Source organism: Streptococcus sp. S1, from assembly GCF_034137685.1.
GTDB classification, from domain to species: Bacteria; Bacillota; Bacilli; order Lactobacillales; family Streptococcaceae; genus Streptococcus; species Streptococcus dentalis.
Map to the genome: position 1 here is coordinate 1,375,402 of NZ_CP139418.1, position 16,234 is coordinate 1,391,635.

14 protein-coding genes are annotated in these 16,234 nt (G+C 42.3%); all 14 read left to right on the forward strand.

Translation table 11 applies throughout. The features are described 5' to 3' along the window. The first annotated feature begins 98 nt into the window (after positions 1-98). The 14 genes from SM121_RS06705 (at position 99) to SM121_RS06770 (ending at position 16,058) form a co-directional block, all read left to right on the forward strand. Positions 99-1,439 (forward strand): ABC transporter ATP-binding protein, encoded by a 1,341-nt coding sequence (locus SM121_RS06705; RefSeq protein WP_320910700.1) that lies wholly within the window; start codon positions 99-101, stop codon positions 1,437-1,439. Further along, positions 1,429-2,256 carry an ABC transporter permease gene (locus tag SM121_RS06710; protein ID WP_320910701.1) on the forward strand — a complete coding sequence of 276 codons (828 nt, stop codon included), beginning with the start codon at positions 1,429-1,431 and terminating at the stop codon, positions 2,254-2,256. Before SM121_RS06705 ends, SM121_RS06710 begins: the two co-directional genes overlap by 11 nt. Before the next feature lie 18 nt (positions 2,257-2,274). Further along, positions 2,275-3,705 carry a zinc ribbon domain-containing protein gene (locus tag SM121_RS06715; protein ID WP_155171893.1) on the forward strand — a complete coding sequence of 477 codons (1,431 nt, stop codon included), beginning with the start codon at positions 2,275-2,277 and terminating at the stop codon, positions 3,703-3,705. 108 nt (positions 3,706-3,813) lie between these two features. Further along, positions 3,814-4,665, forward strand: a complete 852-nt coding sequence (ylqF, locus tag SM121_RS06720) for a ribosome biogenesis GTPase YlqF (RefSeq protein ID WP_049498814.1) — start codon at positions 3,814-3,816, stop codon at positions 4,663-4,665. Continuing rightward, positions 4,652-5,419, forward strand: a complete 768-nt coding sequence (locus tag SM121_RS06725; RefSeq protein WP_049504274.1) for a ribonuclease HII — start codon at positions 4,652-4,654, stop codon at positions 5,417-5,419. The genes ylqF and SM121_RS06725 overlap by 14 nt, the downstream gene beginning before the upstream one ends. A gap of 3 nt (positions 5,420-5,422) precedes the next feature. Continuing rightward, complete coding sequence (locus SM121_RS06730; RefSeq protein ID WP_049498816.1) at positions 5,423-6,352, forward strand: ROK family protein; 930 nt, start codon at positions 5,423-5,425, stop codon at positions 6,350-6,352. Positions 6,353-6,412: 60 nt separating this feature from the next. Next, entirely contained in the window at positions 6,413-7,261 is an 849-nt protein-coding gene (dprA, locus tag SM121_RS06735; protein WP_049498831.1) for a DNA-processing protein DprA, read from the forward strand. 86 nt (positions 7,262-7,347) lie between these two features. Further along, positions 7,348-9,429 carry a type I DNA topoisomerase gene (topA, locus tag SM121_RS06740; RefSeq protein ID WP_049498817.1) on the forward strand — a complete coding sequence of 694 codons (2,082 nt, stop codon included), beginning with the start codon at positions 7,348-7,350 and terminating at the stop codon, positions 9,427-9,429. 202 nt (positions 9,430-9,631) lie between these two features. Continuing rightward, positions 9,632-10,966 carry a methylenetetrahydrofolate--tRNA-(uracil(54)-C(5))-methyltransferase (FADH(2)-oxidizing) TrmFO gene (gene trmFO, locus SM121_RS06745; RefSeq protein ID WP_320910702.1) on the forward strand — a complete coding sequence of 445 codons (1,335 nt, stop codon included), beginning with the start codon at positions 9,632-9,634 and terminating at the stop codon, positions 10,964-10,966. Between the two features lie 93 nt (positions 10,967-11,059). Further along, complete coding sequence (locus SM121_RS06750) at positions 11,060-11,887, forward strand: alpha/beta hydrolase (protein WP_155124879.1); 828 nt, start codon at positions 11,060-11,062, stop codon at positions 11,885-11,887. Positions 11,888-11,925: 38 nt separating this feature from the next. Next, positions 11,926-12,666, forward strand: coding sequence for an esterase family protein (locus tag SM121_RS06755; protein WP_070659233.1), 741 nt, complete (start codon positions 11,926-11,928; stop codon positions 12,664-12,666). 21 nt (positions 12,667-12,687) lie between these two features. Then, positions 12,688-13,854 (forward strand): ATP-grasp domain-containing protein, encoded by a 1,167-nt coding sequence (locus SM121_RS06760; protein WP_320910703.1) that lies wholly within the window; start codon positions 12,688-12,690, stop codon positions 13,852-13,854. 226 nt (positions 13,855-14,080) lie between these two features. Next, positions 14,081-15,049 carry a thiamine pyrophosphate-dependent dehydrogenase E1 component subunit alpha gene (locus SM121_RS06765; RefSeq protein WP_003014979.1) on the forward strand — a complete coding sequence of 323 codons (969 nt, stop codon included), beginning with the start codon at positions 14,081-14,083 and terminating at the stop codon, positions 15,047-15,049. A 16-nt stretch (positions 15,050-15,065) separates the two neighbouring features. Next, positions 15,066-16,058: an alpha-ketoacid dehydrogenase subunit beta gene (locus SM121_RS06770; RefSeq protein ID WP_003011072.1), complete on the forward strand. Its 993-nt coding sequence runs from the start codon at positions 15,066-15,068 to the stop codon at positions 16,056-16,058. Positions 16,059-16,234: the final 176 nt, after the last annotated feature.

Below are 16,234 nucleotides of genomic sequence, written 5' to 3' on the forward strand. Positions count from 1 at the left end.
AGATAGTGCTCGCGAGGTAACGCCATCGTGTTTGAACCACCCTTATAGGGTGGTTTTGACTGTCTAGCCAATTAGTTTATTTCGAAAGGTTTACATGTATGCAAAACCCAACCATCTATACCTATCTCAATCAGGATTTTACAGCTATTCCACTTTTTGATGGATTGAGCGTCGATGGTGTTTCTCAAGGAAGTCAGGCAGATTTGCATCTGGCTGATGATTTTCAGTCCCCCTCTGAAGCTGTTTTCTATTTTCTAAATGGTCAATGGTTTCTTGAATGTTTGTCTGGGATGATTGAGGTGGATGGTGTCACCTATCCGAAAAACCAACGTGTTTTATTAAATCATCGTTCCATTATCCATCTTTGTGACGCCGACGGCCATGTTTTTCGCTCAAAATTCATCATTGTTGAAATGCAATCCCTTGAATGGAAGACTATTGCAAAAGATGCTTTTCCGATGGATCTGTCCTCGCTTGCTAGGATTGATTGTGCAGTCTTATCAAATCAGTTGGTTGTCCGATTAGGAGATCAGATCATTTACCAGGATCTTCAGGCAGCAGCTGCAGATTCATCTGTTTCAACGAGGGAGCACAATGATTTTTCCCATTCATCACTAACGATTGCTATTCAAGATGTAACGGTCGGAAATCTCTTAAATCGTAAGACCATCCTCAAGGATATTCAGGTTGAATTTAAACCCAAGGAAATGATTTTAATTCTGGGCGGTTCTGGTGCTGGAAAATCAACCTTTATGGAAGCAGTGACAGGACTTGTTCATTCAAATACCAGTGCTTATTTTAATGGCGTAGATCTGTTAAATGATGGAAAAAAACAAGGTGTCATCACCCTGGCTCCTCAATCCCCTGACGAGCATTACCGCATGGAAGACACGGTCTATATGAATCTCGAAGATGCAGCAAAGCTCTACGGTCCATCCGAATTAGCAGACAATCCTGAACTTCGTAAAGAAGAAGTGCTATCTGTTCTGAGAAAACTGGACTTAGAATCTGTCAAAGGATCCAAGTGTTCTTCTCTATCTGGCGGACAAAAGAAAAAACTCACGATTGCTATGGAATACATCACGCGCCCTGAAATCCTCTTTATGGATGAGCCGGATTCTGGTGTCGATGGGAGTATGGTCATGGAGGTCATGACCACATTGAGAGAGATTACAGATGAAGGAAAAATCTTATGTGTCATCACGCATACGCCCGATCGTATTCGTCATCTCTTTGATAAGGTCATGGTGGTCGGAAAGAGTTCGGAAGGCTGTGGTAGACTGTGTTACTTTGGCTCCGTAGACAATGCGCTAACAGTCTTTGCTGCTCAGAGTTTAGAAGAAATCGTCCATAAAATTTCAGGTGCTGAAAATGCAGCTCTTGTTGACCAATATGTTCAATGGTTTGACAATGAAAGGAGAGGTGGTCATGCTGGATAAGAAGCAAGTCTCGATTTATTTTAGAAAATTCCTTCGACTCCTCATCAACAAGAAATCTCTATTTTTTGTCTTAGAAGCGATTCTTCTTCCTTTCATCATTTCGATCGCTTTTGATGCCAATGAAGTTTTTGCTAAATACCATATTACGAGAACTTGTTCCATTATGTTTATTTCTGCAGCACTCTGGATTGGTCTCTTTAATTCAGTGACCAGTATTTGTAATGAGCGTAAAGTTATCAAGTTTGAGTACCAAATTAAAGGCTTGTCCTTGCCTTCTTATGTGACGGCGCGCGTGCTAACAGAGTTGGTGCTTTGTTTCGCGGAAGCGATCTTAATGATTGGAACCATTGTTGTGCGCTATCCACGTATCCAAGGAAACAGTAGCCAGATATTCCTTTTTGGGATCACTTTGTTTTTGGTGATCTTTACTTCAGATATGTTGGCCTTATTGATTTCAGCCTTTGTTAAAAAATCATCCCAAGCGATGACAGCCATGCCGCTTGTATTGATGGTTCAATTGCTGTTTTCCAATTTCCTCCAATCCTTGGATGAGAAAATTCCATTTTTAGTCTGGATCTCACATGCGACCATTACGAGATGGGGAACAACAGCCTTCTTCCGGATTGCAAACATGAATAATATGGTCCCCTCCCAAGGTCATACTGACTGGCAAGTTTATCAAAAAGATGGGGTAGGAACCTATGATTTTGATCTACTTGCGATTCTTGGAAATTGGGGGGTCTTGCTTGCTTTTGCAGCTCTATTTATAGTCGCAACTTCCCTCGTATTGACTTCTGTCCGTAAGGACGCTCGATAAAAAATAAGGAGATGATTTATGAAAAACTGTACCAATTGCCAGGCACCTATCCATGCTGGTGATGCCTTTTGTTCTAAGTGTGGAGCTAAAGTTCAAGTAGCTGCACAAGCTGAACCAAAAGCTGTTGCGTTTCAACCAAAGACAGTGCAATTAGGGCCAACTCCCACTCAAGCCCCAGCACCTAAAAAAACCAAAAGAAACATGAAAGGAATTTTAGCAGGAATTTTTGTACTTCTTGCTATCATTACTGTTGCAGGTTATTTCTTTTTAAACCATGGTAGCAGTGACACCATTAATTTAGAGGACTATGTAAAGCTAAAATTTGAGGGGAATGATGGTGAAGGCTATATTGTTGAGAAGTCAGTTAGTTTGAACAAGGAAAATTTAGATCGAGATATCAAGAAAAAGATAGAAGCAGAAGGCTTGAATACTGAGAGTTCAAACTACAATATCGATCAGCTAGTTTCAAAAGTCGAATTTAGTGTTTATAAAGGGGATGAACTGATCAAGGTAAAAGATCGCAAGAACCTGAACAATCATGATAAAATTACGGTCAAATTACTTTACGATAAAAGCGATCTTGAAGACATGATACCTGGCCTTCACTTTACTGGTACATCTGTAACTCAGGAGGCAGATCTTATCCCGCTTGTAGGGATTGACCCCTTTAAGGGTTTTTATCCAAAAATCAAGGGCATTTCTCCAAATGGAAGGGTATCAAAACCATCTAAATTTGAAGGAAAAGATCTAGAAATTATTGCAAAAGCAACCGCTAACTATGGCTTCCCATTTGATTATTATCTGAACGGTAAAGAAGTTTCAAGTAATGATCCCATTGCAGTTGGAGATGAAATCGAAATTCGTCTCAATGAAAGTGGTAAAAATGCATTGAAAAAAGAAGGTCAAACTGTTGAGAAAGGAAAAGACAGCAAGAAATACAAGGTCACCTTGGCTGATTTTGAGGAAGGGGCTTATGTGACTTCCTTGTCAAAAGTGGATGAGGATACACAAGAAGCCATCTCTAAGAATGTAGAGGATGCAGCAAAGGCTTATGCGGCTGACCGCAATTATAAAGACCTTCCAAAATTTGAAGGGATGGCTTTTGCGGCAATCAAAGATGGGGTTGATTGGGGAGGGACATTTGATTCCAAAATTCCACAAATGGTCTATGTATACTCTATTACCAATACATCTTATGGTAAATCAAAAACAAGTTATTTTGTCATTTCAAAGATAGCGGTTATTGAACAGGTCGAAAATCATGGAAAAGCCAACGTTCATAAAAAACCTGGAAAAACCATTCAAACCTTTGAGAAAAATGCTAAGAAATACGACTTCAAAAGCATGTCTGATGAGAATGACTTGAAGAACTACTTTACTAGAAATATCGACACCTATACCTATACAATGGACGATCAATTGAAATCGTTGATAAATTGGACAGAATAGAAGAAAAAGAAGTTACTTCGGTAGCTTCTTTTTAGTATTTTATTAATCACAGTGATTCCAGAAAACATGGTATAATAGAGGAGATTGAATTGGAAAGGAAGTGAGATTATGGCAACTATTCAATGGTTTCCTGGACACATGTCCAAAGCTAGAAGACAAGTACAAGAAAATTTAAAATTCGTGGATTTTGTAACGGTTCTGGTAGATGCTCGTTTGCCCCTATCAAGCCAAAATCCCATGTTAACCAAAATTGTTGGTGATAAGCCCAAATTAATGATTTTGAACAAGGTAGACCTGGCAGATCCTGTTGCCACAAAAGAATGGCAGGACTATTTTGAGTCACAAGGGATCAAAACCTTGGCTATCAACTCCAAAGAGCAATCTACAGTTAAAAAAGTAACAGATGCTGCTAAGAGCTTGATGGCCGATAAAATTGCCCGTCAAAAGGAACGGGGAATTCAGATTGAAACCCTTCGGACCATGATCATCGGGATTCCTAATGCTGGGAAATCAACTTTGATGAACCGCTTAGCAGGGAAAAAGATTGCTGTTGTTGGAAATAAACCAGGGGTAACCAAGGGGCAACAATGGTTAAAAACCAATAAAGACCTTGAAATCCTAGATACTCCAGGGATTCTCTGGCCCAAGTTTGAAGATGAAGAAGTGGCCTTAAAGCTCGCTTTAACAGGCGCCATCAAAGACCAGTTGCTTCCAATGGATGAAGTGACCATCTTTGGTCTTAACTATTTCAAAAAGCACTATCCAGCTGTTTTGCAGGAACGTTTTAAACAAATGGATCTGGAACAAGAGGCACCTGAAATCATTATGGAGATGACCCAGAAATTAGGATTTCGTGAGGATTACGACCGTTTTTACCAACTCTTTGTCAAAGATGTTCGTGATGGGAAATTGGGACGGTATACGCTGGATCGCGTAGGGGAAATTGATGGCAACAATTAAAGAAGTTAAAGAGCGTTTGGCAATGATTGACGAGCTAGATCATCCCTTCTTTGAAGAGTTGATCCTTGATGGTCGAGCAGGCGTTCAAGCGGCTATCAGCAAACGAAAACGCGAACTCCAAAAACAAGTGGACGAAGATTTGCGTTTGGAAGGAATGCTGGCCTATGAAAAAGAACTTTATACTCAAGGGATTGATCTTATTGCAGGAGTGGATGAAGTGGGACGTGGCCCATTAGCGGGTCCAGTTGTTGCAGCTGCCGTGATCTTGCCGAAAGCTTGTAAGATTCCAGGGCTCAACGATAGTAAAAAGATTCCAAAATCCAAACACAAGGAAATCTATGAGGCTGTGCTCCAAAACGCCGTTGCGATCGGAATCGGCATCAAGGATAATCAAGTGATAGACCAGGTTAATATCTATGAAGCTACGAAGCTAGCCATGATGGAGGCCATTGGTCAGCTAGAGCCTCAACCCCAGCATCTTTTGATTGATGCCATGAAGTTGGATCTTCCTATTCCCCAAACTAGTATCATCAAAGGGGATGCTAACTCCTTATCCATTGCTGCAGCATCCATCGTAGCCAAGGTGACTCGGGATCAGATGATGGAAGAGTTTGATTGCGAATATCCGGGTTATGATTTTACGCAGAACGCTGGCTATGGGACGGCTAACCATCTGGCTGGCCTTCACAAGCTGGGAGTGACTCCTATCCATCGGCGTTCATTTGAACCCGTCAAATCAATGTGTGAGGATTAGGTTATGCTATTTACCATCGATATCGGAGGGACCTTTATAAAGTACGGTCTGATGGATGCAGACTATCAATTGATCCGTACAGACAAGATCCCAACACCATCTACGATTGAGGACTTTTGGCAAGGATTAGAAGGAATCGTTGCTCCTGTACGGGAAGAAATCGAGGGAATCGCCATTTCATGCCCTGGTGAGATCCAAAAGAGCCTTGGCTTTGTCTTTCGAGGTGGTCTCATTCCATATTTGCGAGGCATTCCTCTAGCTAGTAGATTAGAACAAACATTTCAAGTACCCGTCACCGTTCTTAATGATGGAGAAGCTGCTGGTCTAGCGGAAGCAAGGCTTGGTAATCTAAAAGATTGTCCTTGCGGTGCGACCTTGGTCTTAGGGACTGGAGTTGGTCTTGCTCTTCTTTCGAATGGTGACCTATTGAGAGGATGGCAACTGACAGAATACATTCGGTCTATTGATAAGGCAGAAAGAACACCAGAAAATCGCCGCTTTCATCGCGAACTCTTTTTGCAAGGCATTTCCAATCTTTTGGAAAACACCGGTTCAGCTGTTCAATTCGTTGAGAAGGCTAGTCACATCTTGAACTTAGAAAAGGCAGATGGTATAGCTGTTTTCAAAGCTCTTGATCAAGGAGGCCATGAGGAGCTGACATCCTTGTTTCAGGCTTATTGTCATGATATTGCTATTCTGATTTTTAATCTTCAATCTTTGCTCTTGCTTGAAAAGGTGACGATTGGAGGGGGCATTAGTGGTCAACCACTACTGATCGATGAGATCAGTCGACAATACCATGACCTGCTCTCTCAAAAAGGTCATAAACAATTTGAGGCCTTGCCGATCCAAGCGGCTCGCTTCCATAATGAAAGCAACTTGATTGGTGCCGCATCTTATTTTTATTCTTCTACACATCAAAAAAAGTTCTAGAAATAGAGCTTTTTTCTTTTCTTTTTCGAATAAATAAGTGAGAGGAAGTAGAAGGTGACCATGGAGAAATTTGAAATCTATAAATTAAAAGAAGCCGGTTTATCAAATGAGCAAGTCTTGAGAGTTTTGGACTACTGTAGGAAAGACCAAGCCTTACCAAGCATAGAAGAGATAGCGAGGATCGCTCGCTGTCGTAGTATCATTCATTTTGTAGACAAATACCTGCAGCTGGATGAAGACCGTTTACACAAGGAGTTTGAACGGTTCCCATCTCTATCCATTTTTGATCCTGAATACCCTGAGGAATTGCTACAGATCTACAATCCTCCTGTACTCCTTTTTTACCAAGGGGATTTGCAACTGTTAAGCAAACCGAAGATTGCAGTTGTTGGAGCTCGAGAGACCACGCGAGAAGGGGTTCGTTCTGTAGAGAAGATAATTAAGGAACTTGGAAATGAACTGGTCATTGTTAGTGGACTTGCTAAGGGGATTGATGCGACCGCTCATTATGCCAGTATCCGCAATGGTGGCAAGACCATCGGAGTGATTGGAACAGGACTAGATGTCTCTTATCCTAAGAGCAATCAAAGACTGCAGGCACATATGGGGGAAAACCATCTGATCTTGAGCGAGTATGGTCCAGGGCAGGCACCACTTAAGTTTCATTTTCCTGAGAGAAATCGCATCATTGCAGGTCTCTGTCAGGCAGTGATTGTGGCAGAGGCGCGACTCCGTTCAGGGAGTTTGATTACTTGTGAGCGTGCTATGGAAGAAGGACGAGACGTTTTTGCTATTCCGGGAAATATTTTAGATGGAAAATCTGCAGGCTGCCATCACCTGATTCAAGAAGGCGCAAAGCTTGTCACCTCAGGCCAGGACATTCTTGATGAATTGAAATACGAATTGTGATTTTCCTATAGGAGAAGTTCCTAGTTGACATCTTTCTTAAAATGTATTAAACTCAATGAGATTTATACAATACAGAGGGATAAAACGTGGTAACAAAAAAGAAAAGCAGTACAACCAAGAAAAATTTGGTGATTGTGGAGTCTCCTGCTAAGGCCAAAACAATCGAGAAATACCTTGGTCGTAACTACAAAGTCATGGCTAGTGTTGGCCATATTCGGGACCTGAAAAAATCAACCATGTCGATCGATTTCGACAATAACTATGAACCGGAGTATATCAATATTCGTGGAAAAGGTCCCTTGATCAATGATTTGAAAAAAGAAGCTAAAAAAGCCAAACAAGTCTTTCTCGCAAGTGACCCGGACCGAGAAGGAGAAGCTATTTCTTGGCATTTAGCGCATATTTTGAACTTGGATGCCAAAGAAAAGAACCGAGTGGTCTTTAACGAAATTACCAAAGATGCCGTTAAAAATGCCTTTAAAGAACCGCGCCAAATCGATATGGACTTGGTCGATGCCCAACAAGCACGTCGTGTCTTGGACCGGATTGTAGGGTATTCTATCTCGCCTATTCTTTGGAAAAAGGTCAAAAAAGGACTTTCTGCAGGGCGCGTGCAATCAGTTGCCCTCAAACTAATCATTGATCGTGAAAACGAAATTAATGATTTCAAGCCGGAAGAATACTGGACCATTGATGGTGTCTTCAAAAAAGGGACCAAACAATTCCAAGCCAGCTTCTATGGGATTGATGGCAAGAAGATGAAGCTCAACACCAATGAAGAGGTGAAAGCTGTTCTTGAACGCTTAGAGGGCAAAGATTTTACCGTTGAGAAGGTGGAAAAGAAAGAGCGTCGTCGGAATGCGCCACTTCCATACACCACCTCTTCTATGCAGATGGATGCTGCCAATAAGATCAACTTCCGTACACGCAAGACCATGATGGTCGCTCAGCAATTGTACGAAGGAATCAATATTGGCTCTGGTGTTCAAGGTTTGATTACCTATATGCGTACCGATTCTACACGGATCAGTCCAGTTGCGCAAAATGAGGCAGCGAACTTTATCGTGGATCGCTTTGGTGAGAAATATTCCAAGCATGGAAGCCGCGTGAAGAATGCTTCTGGTGCCCAAGATGCCCACGAAGCGATTCGTCCATCCAGCGTCTTCAATACTCCTGAGAGCATTGCTAAATACTTGGACAAGGACCAGCTCAAGCTCTACACCTTGATTTGGAACCGCTTTGTAGCTAGTCAAATGACTGCAGCTGTCTTTGATACCATGAATGTCCGTTTAGGTCAAAATGGTGTTCAGTATACGGCAAACGGAAGCCAGGTGAAGTTTGATGGTTATTTGGCTATTTATAACGACTCAGATAAGAACAAGATGTTGCCGGATATGGTAGAAGGCGATATCGTTAAGCAAGTCAATAGCAAGCCGGAGCAACACTTTACCCAACCACCTGCTCGATATTCTGAAGCGACCTTGATTAAGACCTTGGAAGAAAATGGGGTTGGTCGTCCTTCAACCTATGCTCCGACGATTGAGACCATTCAAAAACGCTATTATGTGAAGCTGGTAGCCAAACGCTTTGAACCAACAGAATTAGGGGAGATCGTCAATAAACTGATCGTTGAATTCTTCCCAGATATTGTCAACGTGACCTTCACAGCAGAGATGGAAGGGAAACTCGATGATGTCGAACTTGGAAAGGAAGAGTGGCAAAAAGTTATCGATGCCTTCTACAAACCATTCTCTAAAGAAGTCGCAAAGGCTGAAGAAGAGATGGAAAAAATCCAAATCAAAGATGAACCAGCTGGTTTTGATTGTGAAGTCTGTGGTAGCCCGATGGTGATTAAATTAGGACGTTTTGGTAAGTTCTATGCTTGTAGTAATTTCCCTGATTGTCGTCATACCCAGGCCATTGTCAAAGAAATCGGGGTGGAATGTCCAGACTGTCATCAGGGACAAATCATCGAACGCAAAACCAAGCGCAACCGCATCTTCTATGGATGCAATCGCTATCCAGAGTGTGAATTTACCTCTTGGGATAAACCGATCGGACGGGATTGTCCAAAATGTGGCCACTACTTAGTTGAGAAAAAAGTTCGTGGTGGCGGCAAGCAAGTCGTATGTAGCAATGGCGACTACGAAGAAGAAAAAGTGAAATAAGCTTTTAAATGATTCAATGTCTATTATAACGGCAATTTTTATAAATGTCTGTTATAATAGACATTCGTTGGACAGGAAGCAAAAACCTCCCTGTCTTTTTACTTGGCTTTTTGGTATAATGGACCAAGTAGAAAATTAGAAAGATTTGTGGGTGTCTAACAGTCCAGTGGGGTGTTTTGATACCCAAAGAGGTATTAGTGTCATGTCTCAATCTTATATCAATGTGATCGGTGCGGGCCTTGCTGGCTCTGAAGCAGCTTACCAGATTGCCCAACAGGGAATTCCGGTCAAGCTTTATGAAATGCGGGGAGTGAAATCCACTCCGCAACACAAAACAGACAACTTTGCTGAGCTAGTTTGTTCCAACTCTCTTCGTGGGGATTCGTTAACCAATGCTGTCGGGCTCCTCAAAGAAGAAATGCGCCGTCTGGGTTCTGTCATCCTTGAAGCAGCAGAAGCGACTCGTGTACCAGCTGGTGGAGCACTGGCAGTGGACCGGGAAGGCTTTGCTAGTCGGGTAACGGAGAAGGTGTCCCAACACCCTCTCATTGAAGTCATTCGCGATGAAATTACGGAATTGCCGACCGAGGCCATCACAGTGGTCGCAACAGGGCCTCTAACCAGTGATGCCTTGGCAGAAAAGATCCATGCCCTTAATGGTGGCGATGGTTTCTATTTCTATGATGCAGCAGCTCCAATCATAGATGTCAATACTGTCGATATGAACAAGGTCTATCTCAAGTCTCGTTATGACAAAGGAGAAGCAGCCTATCTCAACTGTCCCATGACCAAACAGGAATTTATGGATTTCCACGAGGCCTTGGTCAATGCAGAAGAAGCCCCGCTCAACTCTTTTGAAAAAGAAAAGTATTTTGAAGGTTGTATGCCCATTGAAGTCATGGCCAAACGAGGCATAAAAACCATGCTCTATGGCCCTATGAAGACAGTTGGACTCGAGTATCCAGATGATTACAAAGGGCCACGTGATGGGGAATTTAAGACACCTTACGCAGTCGTTCAGTTACGCCAAGACAATGCAGCTGCTAGTCTCTACAATATCGTTGGCTTCCAAACTCACCTTAAATGGGGCGAACAAAAACGGGTCTTCCAAATGATTCCAGGTTTGGAAAATGCGGAGTTTGTGAGATACGGAGTCATGCATCGCAATTCCTACATGGATTCTCCAAATCTGCTTGAACAAACTTTCCGTTCTAAGAAACAAGCTAATCTCTTCTTTGCAGGTCAAATGACAGGGGTAGAAGGCTATGTTGAGTCAGCTGCCTCAGGTTTGGTAGCTGGAATCAATGCTGCTCGCCTTTTCAAAGGAGAAGAAGCTGCGATTTTCCCAGAAACGACAGCTATCGGAAGTCTGGCTCACTATATCACCCATGCTGACAGCAAGCATTTCCAACCCATGAATGTCAATTTTGGAATTATCAAGGAGCTGGAAGGACCACGCATTCGAGATAAGAAGGAGCGCTATGAGAAAATTGCCGAACGTTCTTTACAAGATTTGGCTCAGTTTATGGAAAAATAACTCAAGAAAGGAAAAAGTTTGGAGAAAATCCAGACTTTTTCTTCTAAAAATGGTATAATGAATAAAATTTAGAATATAGAGAGTTTTCTGACAATGAACAAATCCTATTTTTATTTAGATATGAAGACACACGAGTTGAAAGTGCCTTATACCGGAAAACTCCGTCGTGTGCGAGTCTTATTACCTAAGAATTATGAAACGGATACAGATAGACGTTACCCCGTGGTTTATTTCCACGATGGGCAAAACGTTTTGTACAGCAAGGAAGCTTATGCGGGTCATTCCTGGAAAGTCATTCCAGCCATCAAGCGGAATCCTGATATTAGCCGCATGATTGTCGTTGCAATCGATAATGATGGTTTCCAACGCATGAACGAATACTCTGCCTGGAAGTACAAGGAATCCAATATTCCTGGCATGCAATTTGGTGGCAAGGGAGTTGAGTACGGCGAATTTGTTATGGAGGTGGTGAAACCTTTCATTGACCAAGAATACCGGACTCTTGCTGATCGAGAACATACGGCCATGATTGGATCTTCCTTGGGTGGGAATATTACCCAATTCTTGGGCTTAGAGTACCAAGACCAAATTGGTTGTCTGGGAGTCTTCTCCTCTGCCAACTGGTTGCACCAAGAGGCCTTTGACCGCTATATCGAGCGCAAGAATCTCTATGCAGATCAACGGATCTACATCTATGTGGGGACTGAAGAGGCGGATGATACAGATAAAACGCTGATGGCGGGGAATATCAAGCAAGCCTATATTGACTCATCCCTTCGTTACTATCACGATGTCATTCAACAAGGAGTGGCTTTGGAAAATATTGCTATTCGGATACAATCTGGGGCTATTCACCACGAAGAAGCCTGGGCTGAACATTTACCAGAATGCCTTCGTTTTTTGGCAGAAAATTGGGATTAATAGACTGTAAATAAAGAAATAAAGGAAAGAGGGAACTTATGAATATTGAACATTTAAGCCACTGGAGTGGCCAACTCAACCGTGAAATGTATCTGAACCGCTATGGACACGCAGGTATTCCTGTTGTGGTCTTTGCTTCATCAGGTGGCAGCCATAACGAGTACTATGACTTTGGTATGATTGATGCTTGTGCTCAGTTTATCGAAGAAGGACGGGTTCAATTCTTTACCCTTTCTAGTGTCGATAGTGATAGCTGGCTTTGTAATTGGAAGAATCCTCACGATCGTGCCGAAATGCATCGTGCTTATGAACGCTATGTGATTGAAGAAGCCATTCCTTTTATCAAACACAAAACAGGCTGGTTTGATCCGATGATGACAACTGGTTGCTCTATGGGGGCCTACCACGCGCTCAACTTCTTCTTGCAACATCCAGATGTCTTTAACAAAGTGATTGCCTTGAGTGGTGTCTATGACGCTCGTTTCTTTGTTGGTGATTTTGGAGGCGATGAAGCCATTTACCAAAACTCTCCATCTGATTATATTTGGAACCAAAATGATGGCTGGTTTATAGATCGTTACCGTCAGGCCGAAATCGTTGTTTGTACTGGTTTAGGAGCTTGGGAACAAGATGGACTTCCATCTTTCTACAAACTGAAAGAAGCCTTTGATCACAAAAATATTCCTGCATGGTTCGCTGAATGGGGACATGATGTAGCCCACGATTGGGAATGGTGGCGCAAACAAATGCCATATTTCCTAGGCCAAATGCATTTATAAGTAAAAAGGGAGGAGACCTCAATGAATTATATCGTTATTTCACCATATTACCCACAAAACTTCCAACAATTTACAATCGAACTAGCTAATAAAGGGATCACTGTTTTAGGAATTGGTCAAGAGCCATATGAACAGTTAGATGACCCTTTGCGCAACAGCTTAACAGAATATTTCCGTGTTGAAAATTTGGAAAATCTGGATGAAGTGAAGCGTGCGGTAGCCTTTCTCTTTTACAAACATGGTCCAATCGATCGTATCGAATCCCACAATGAGTACTGGTTGGAATTGGATGCGGCGCTTCGGGAGCAATTCAATGTCTTTGGTGCCAAACCAAAAGATTTGAAGAAAACCAAGTTCAAATCTGAAATGAAGAAACTCTTTAAGAAAGCTGGAGTCCCAGTCGTTCCGGGTGCTGTGGTTAAAACAGAAAAAGACATTGATAAAGCTGTGAAGAAGATTGGGTTGCCTTTGATTGCTAAGCCTGACAATGGGGTAGGAGCAGCAGCGACCTTCAAGATCGAAACGCCAGAAGATGTGGACCATTTCAAGGCAGAATGGGATGGCCATACCGAGTACTTCTTTGAGAAATTTGTCACTTCTAGTGAGATTTGTACCTTTGATGGTCTGGATGATCGTGATGGCAACATTGTCTTCTCCACTACATTTGACTATGCTTATACGCCACTCGATTTGATGCTCTACAAGATGGACAACTCTTATTATGTCCTCAAAGAGATGGATCCAAAATTGCGTCAATACGGGGAAGCGATTGTCAAAGCCTTTGGCATGAAGGAACGTTTCTTCCACATTGAGTTCTTCCGCGATGGGGATGACTATATTGCGATCGAGTACAATAATCGCCCTGCAGGTGGCTTTACCATCGATGTCTACAACTACGCTCACTCGATTGATTTGTACCGTGGCTATGCTGCCATCGTAGCAGGAGAACCTTTTCCAGCTTCTGAGTTTGAGCCCCTTTATTGCTTGGCAACTTCTCGTCGTGCCAATGCAGCCTATGTTCTGTCAGAAGAAGAAGTTTTGGCTAAATACCATGATCAATTCCGTGTCAAGAAAGACATGCCAGCGGCCTTTGCGGAACTTCAGGGAGATTACCTCTATATGCTTACAACACCTAGTCGTGAAGAATTGGAACAAATGATTCATGACTTTGGCCAACGCCAATCATAAGATGACGACCGGTAGGATAGGATCCTATCGGTTTTTTATGTGACTATTGAATGAGATGGAAAAATCTAGAAGTTTGTGAAAAAACTAAATATTTCCTTTTGAAAGCTTATAGTTTCCATAATTATAGTGTTTAGGATTGTGAATTTTTCTGAGCATTATTTTTGACTGAGCTTTCATTTTTGGCTAGAATGAAAGTGAATGAATAAATGCTAAGAAAGGCGAAATGATGGCAACATTAGACAAAAGTCTCTTATTGGAAATGTTCCGTAAAATGGAAGAAATCCGTCGCATGGACTTAAAAATTGCACAGTTAGTAAAAAAAGGGAAAGTGCCAGGAATGACGCACTTTTCTGTTGGGGAAGAAGCGGCTAACGTCGGAGCGATGTTGGCTTTGAACGATGATGATTTGCTGACATCAAACCACCGTGGACACGGACAAGCCATTGCTAAAGGAATCGATTTGAATGGCATGATGGCAGAAATCCTAGGGAAATATACTGGTACTTGTAAAGGGAAAGGTGGCTCTATGCATATCGCTGACTTGGATGCCGGAAACCTTGGCGCTAACGGTATCGTTGGTGGTGGTATGGGAATTGCAGTAGGTGCTGCCCTTACACAACAAATGAAAAAGACTGGTAAGATTGTCGTCTGCTTCTTTGGCGATGGTGCAACCAACGAAGGTGTCTTCCACGAAGCGGTCAATATGGCTTCCATCTGGAATCTCCCAGTAATTTTCTACTGTATCAATAACGGTTATGGAATCTCTGCTGACATCAAGAAAATGACCAATATCCAGCATATCCACGAACGTAGTGCTGCTTACGGCATTCCTGGAATGTTTATTCCTGATGGAAACAACGTTATCGATGTCTATGAAGGATTCCAAAAAGCTGTTGAACACGTCCGCTCTGGTAAAGGACCTGTCTTGATTGAAAGTGTCACCTATCGTTGGCTTGGTCACTCTTCATCTGACCCTGGTAAATACCGGACCCGTGAAGAAGTAGAAGAGTGGAAGAAGAAAGATCCAATCGAAAACCTTCGCAAGTATCTCCTTGAAAATGAGATTGCGAGCGCAGAAGAATTGGATCAGATCCAAGAAGAAGTAAAAGAAGCAGTTGAAGCTTCAGTGAAATTTGCGGAAGAAAGCCCATTCCCTCCACTCGAATCAGCTTTCGAAGATATTTACGCAGACTAAGGGGGAGTAGAGAATTATGGAAACTAAATTAATGTCTTTCCGCGATACCATTATCCTTGCTATGTCTGAGGAAATGCGTCGCGACGAAAATGTATTGTTGATGGGGGAAGATGTCGGAGTTTTCGGTGGAGACTTCGGAACTTCAGTAGGAATGCTTGAGGAATTCGGTCCAGAACGTGTCCGTGACTGTCCTATTTCAGAAGCGGCTATTTCTGGTGCAGCAGCTGGTGCTGCTATGACAGGGCTACGTCCAATCGTTGATATGACCTTCATGGATTTCTCAGTAATTGCCATGGATGCTATTGTCAACCAAGCTGCTAAAACTCGCTACATGTTTGGTGGTAAAGGGCAAGTACCGATGACCATTCGCTGTGCTGCTGGTAATGGAGTTGGATCTGCAGCTCAACACTCCCAATCTTTGGAATCATGGTTTACTCATATTCCTGGTTTGAAAGTTGTTGCTCCTGGAACCCCAGCGGATATGAAGGGACTGCTTAAGTCTTCTATTCGCGACAACAATCCCGTTATCATTCTCGAATATAAATCAGAATTCAACCAAAAAGGGGAAGTGCCAGTTGATCCAGACTACACGATTCCACTTGGTGTCGGAGAAATCAAACGTGAAGGAACTGACGTCACTGTCGTAACCTACGGAAAAATGCTTCGTCGCGTGATGCAAGCTGCTGAAGAATTAGCAGAAGAAGGCATCTCAGTAGAAGTAGTAGATCCACGGACCTTGGTTCCACTCGATAAAGAGATCATCATTAACTCTGTCAAGAAAACAGGAAAAGTAGTCCTTGTCAATGATGCCCACAAAACAAGTGGCTATATTGGTGAAATTTCAGCTATTATTTCTGAATCAGAAGCATTTGATTACTTGGATGCACCCATCCGTCGTTGTGCGGGGGAAGATGTGCCAATGCCTTACGCACAAAACCTTGAAAATGCAATGATTCCAACAGTTGAAAGCATCAAAGATGCCATTCGTAAAACATATAACAAAGAATAATACATAACATAAATTATGTAATGTCATTTGAATTAGACGAGGAAACTTTGTATCTTTTTAGGTACAAAGTTCTCTGCGTCCTTAATATCTTAGATTAGAGCACGGGCTAAAGTCTGGGTGAAAAAGATAAACTTTCCTAGAAACTAAAGTTTCTTCGTCAAGTTTCCTATTTTCAC

Excerpts from the sequence above, each read along its gene's own strand:
- trmFO (WP_320910702.1), top strand. The coding sequence starts at position 9,632 with ATGTCTCAATCTTATATCAATGTGATCGGTGCGGGCCTTGCTGGCTCT.
- SM121_RS06760 (WP_320910703.1), top strand. The coding sequence starts at position 12,688 with ATGAATTATATCGTTATTTCACCATATTACCCACAAAACTTCCAACAA.
- SM121_RS06770 (WP_003011072.1), top strand. The coding sequence starts at position 15,066 with ATGGAAACTAAATTAATGTCTTTCCGCGATACCATTATCCTTGCTATG.
- ylqF (WP_049498814.1), top strand. The coding sequence starts at position 3,814 with ATGGCAACTATTCAATGGTTTCCTGGACACATGTCCAAAGCTAGAAGA.
- dprA (WP_049498831.1), top strand. The coding sequence starts at position 6,413 with ATGGAGAAATTTGAAATCTATAAATTAAAAGAAGCCGGTTTATCAAAT.
- SM121_RS06710 (WP_320910701.1), top strand. The coding sequence starts at position 1,429 with ATGCTGGATAAGAAGCAAGTCTCGATTTATTTTAGAAAATTCCTTCGA.
- SM121_RS06765 (WP_003014979.1), top strand. The coding sequence starts at position 14,081 with ATGGCAACATTAGACAAAAGTCTCTTATTGGAAATGTTCCGTAAAATG.
- SM121_RS06725 (WP_049504274.1), top strand. The coding sequence starts at position 4,652 with ATGGCAACAATTAAAGAAGTTAAAGAGCGTTTGGCAATGATTGACGAG.
- SM121_RS06730 (WP_049498816.1), top strand. The coding sequence starts at position 5,423 with ATGCTATTTACCATCGATATCGGAGGGACCTTTATAAAGTACGGTCTG.
- SM121_RS06715 (WP_155171893.1), top strand. The coding sequence starts at position 2,275 with ATGAAAAACTGTACCAATTGCCAGGCACCTATCCATGCTGGTGATGCC.
- SM121_RS06755 (WP_070659233.1), top strand. The coding sequence starts at position 11,926 with ATGAATATTGAACATTTAAGCCACTGGAGTGGCCAACTCAACCGTGAA.
- SM121_RS06705 (WP_320910700.1), top strand. The coding sequence starts at position 99 with ATGCAAAACCCAACCATCTATACCTATCTCAATCAGGATTTTACAGCT.
- SM121_RS06750 (WP_155124879.1), top strand. The coding sequence starts at position 11,060 with ATGAACAAATCCTATTTTTATTTAGATATGAAGACACACGAGTTGAAA.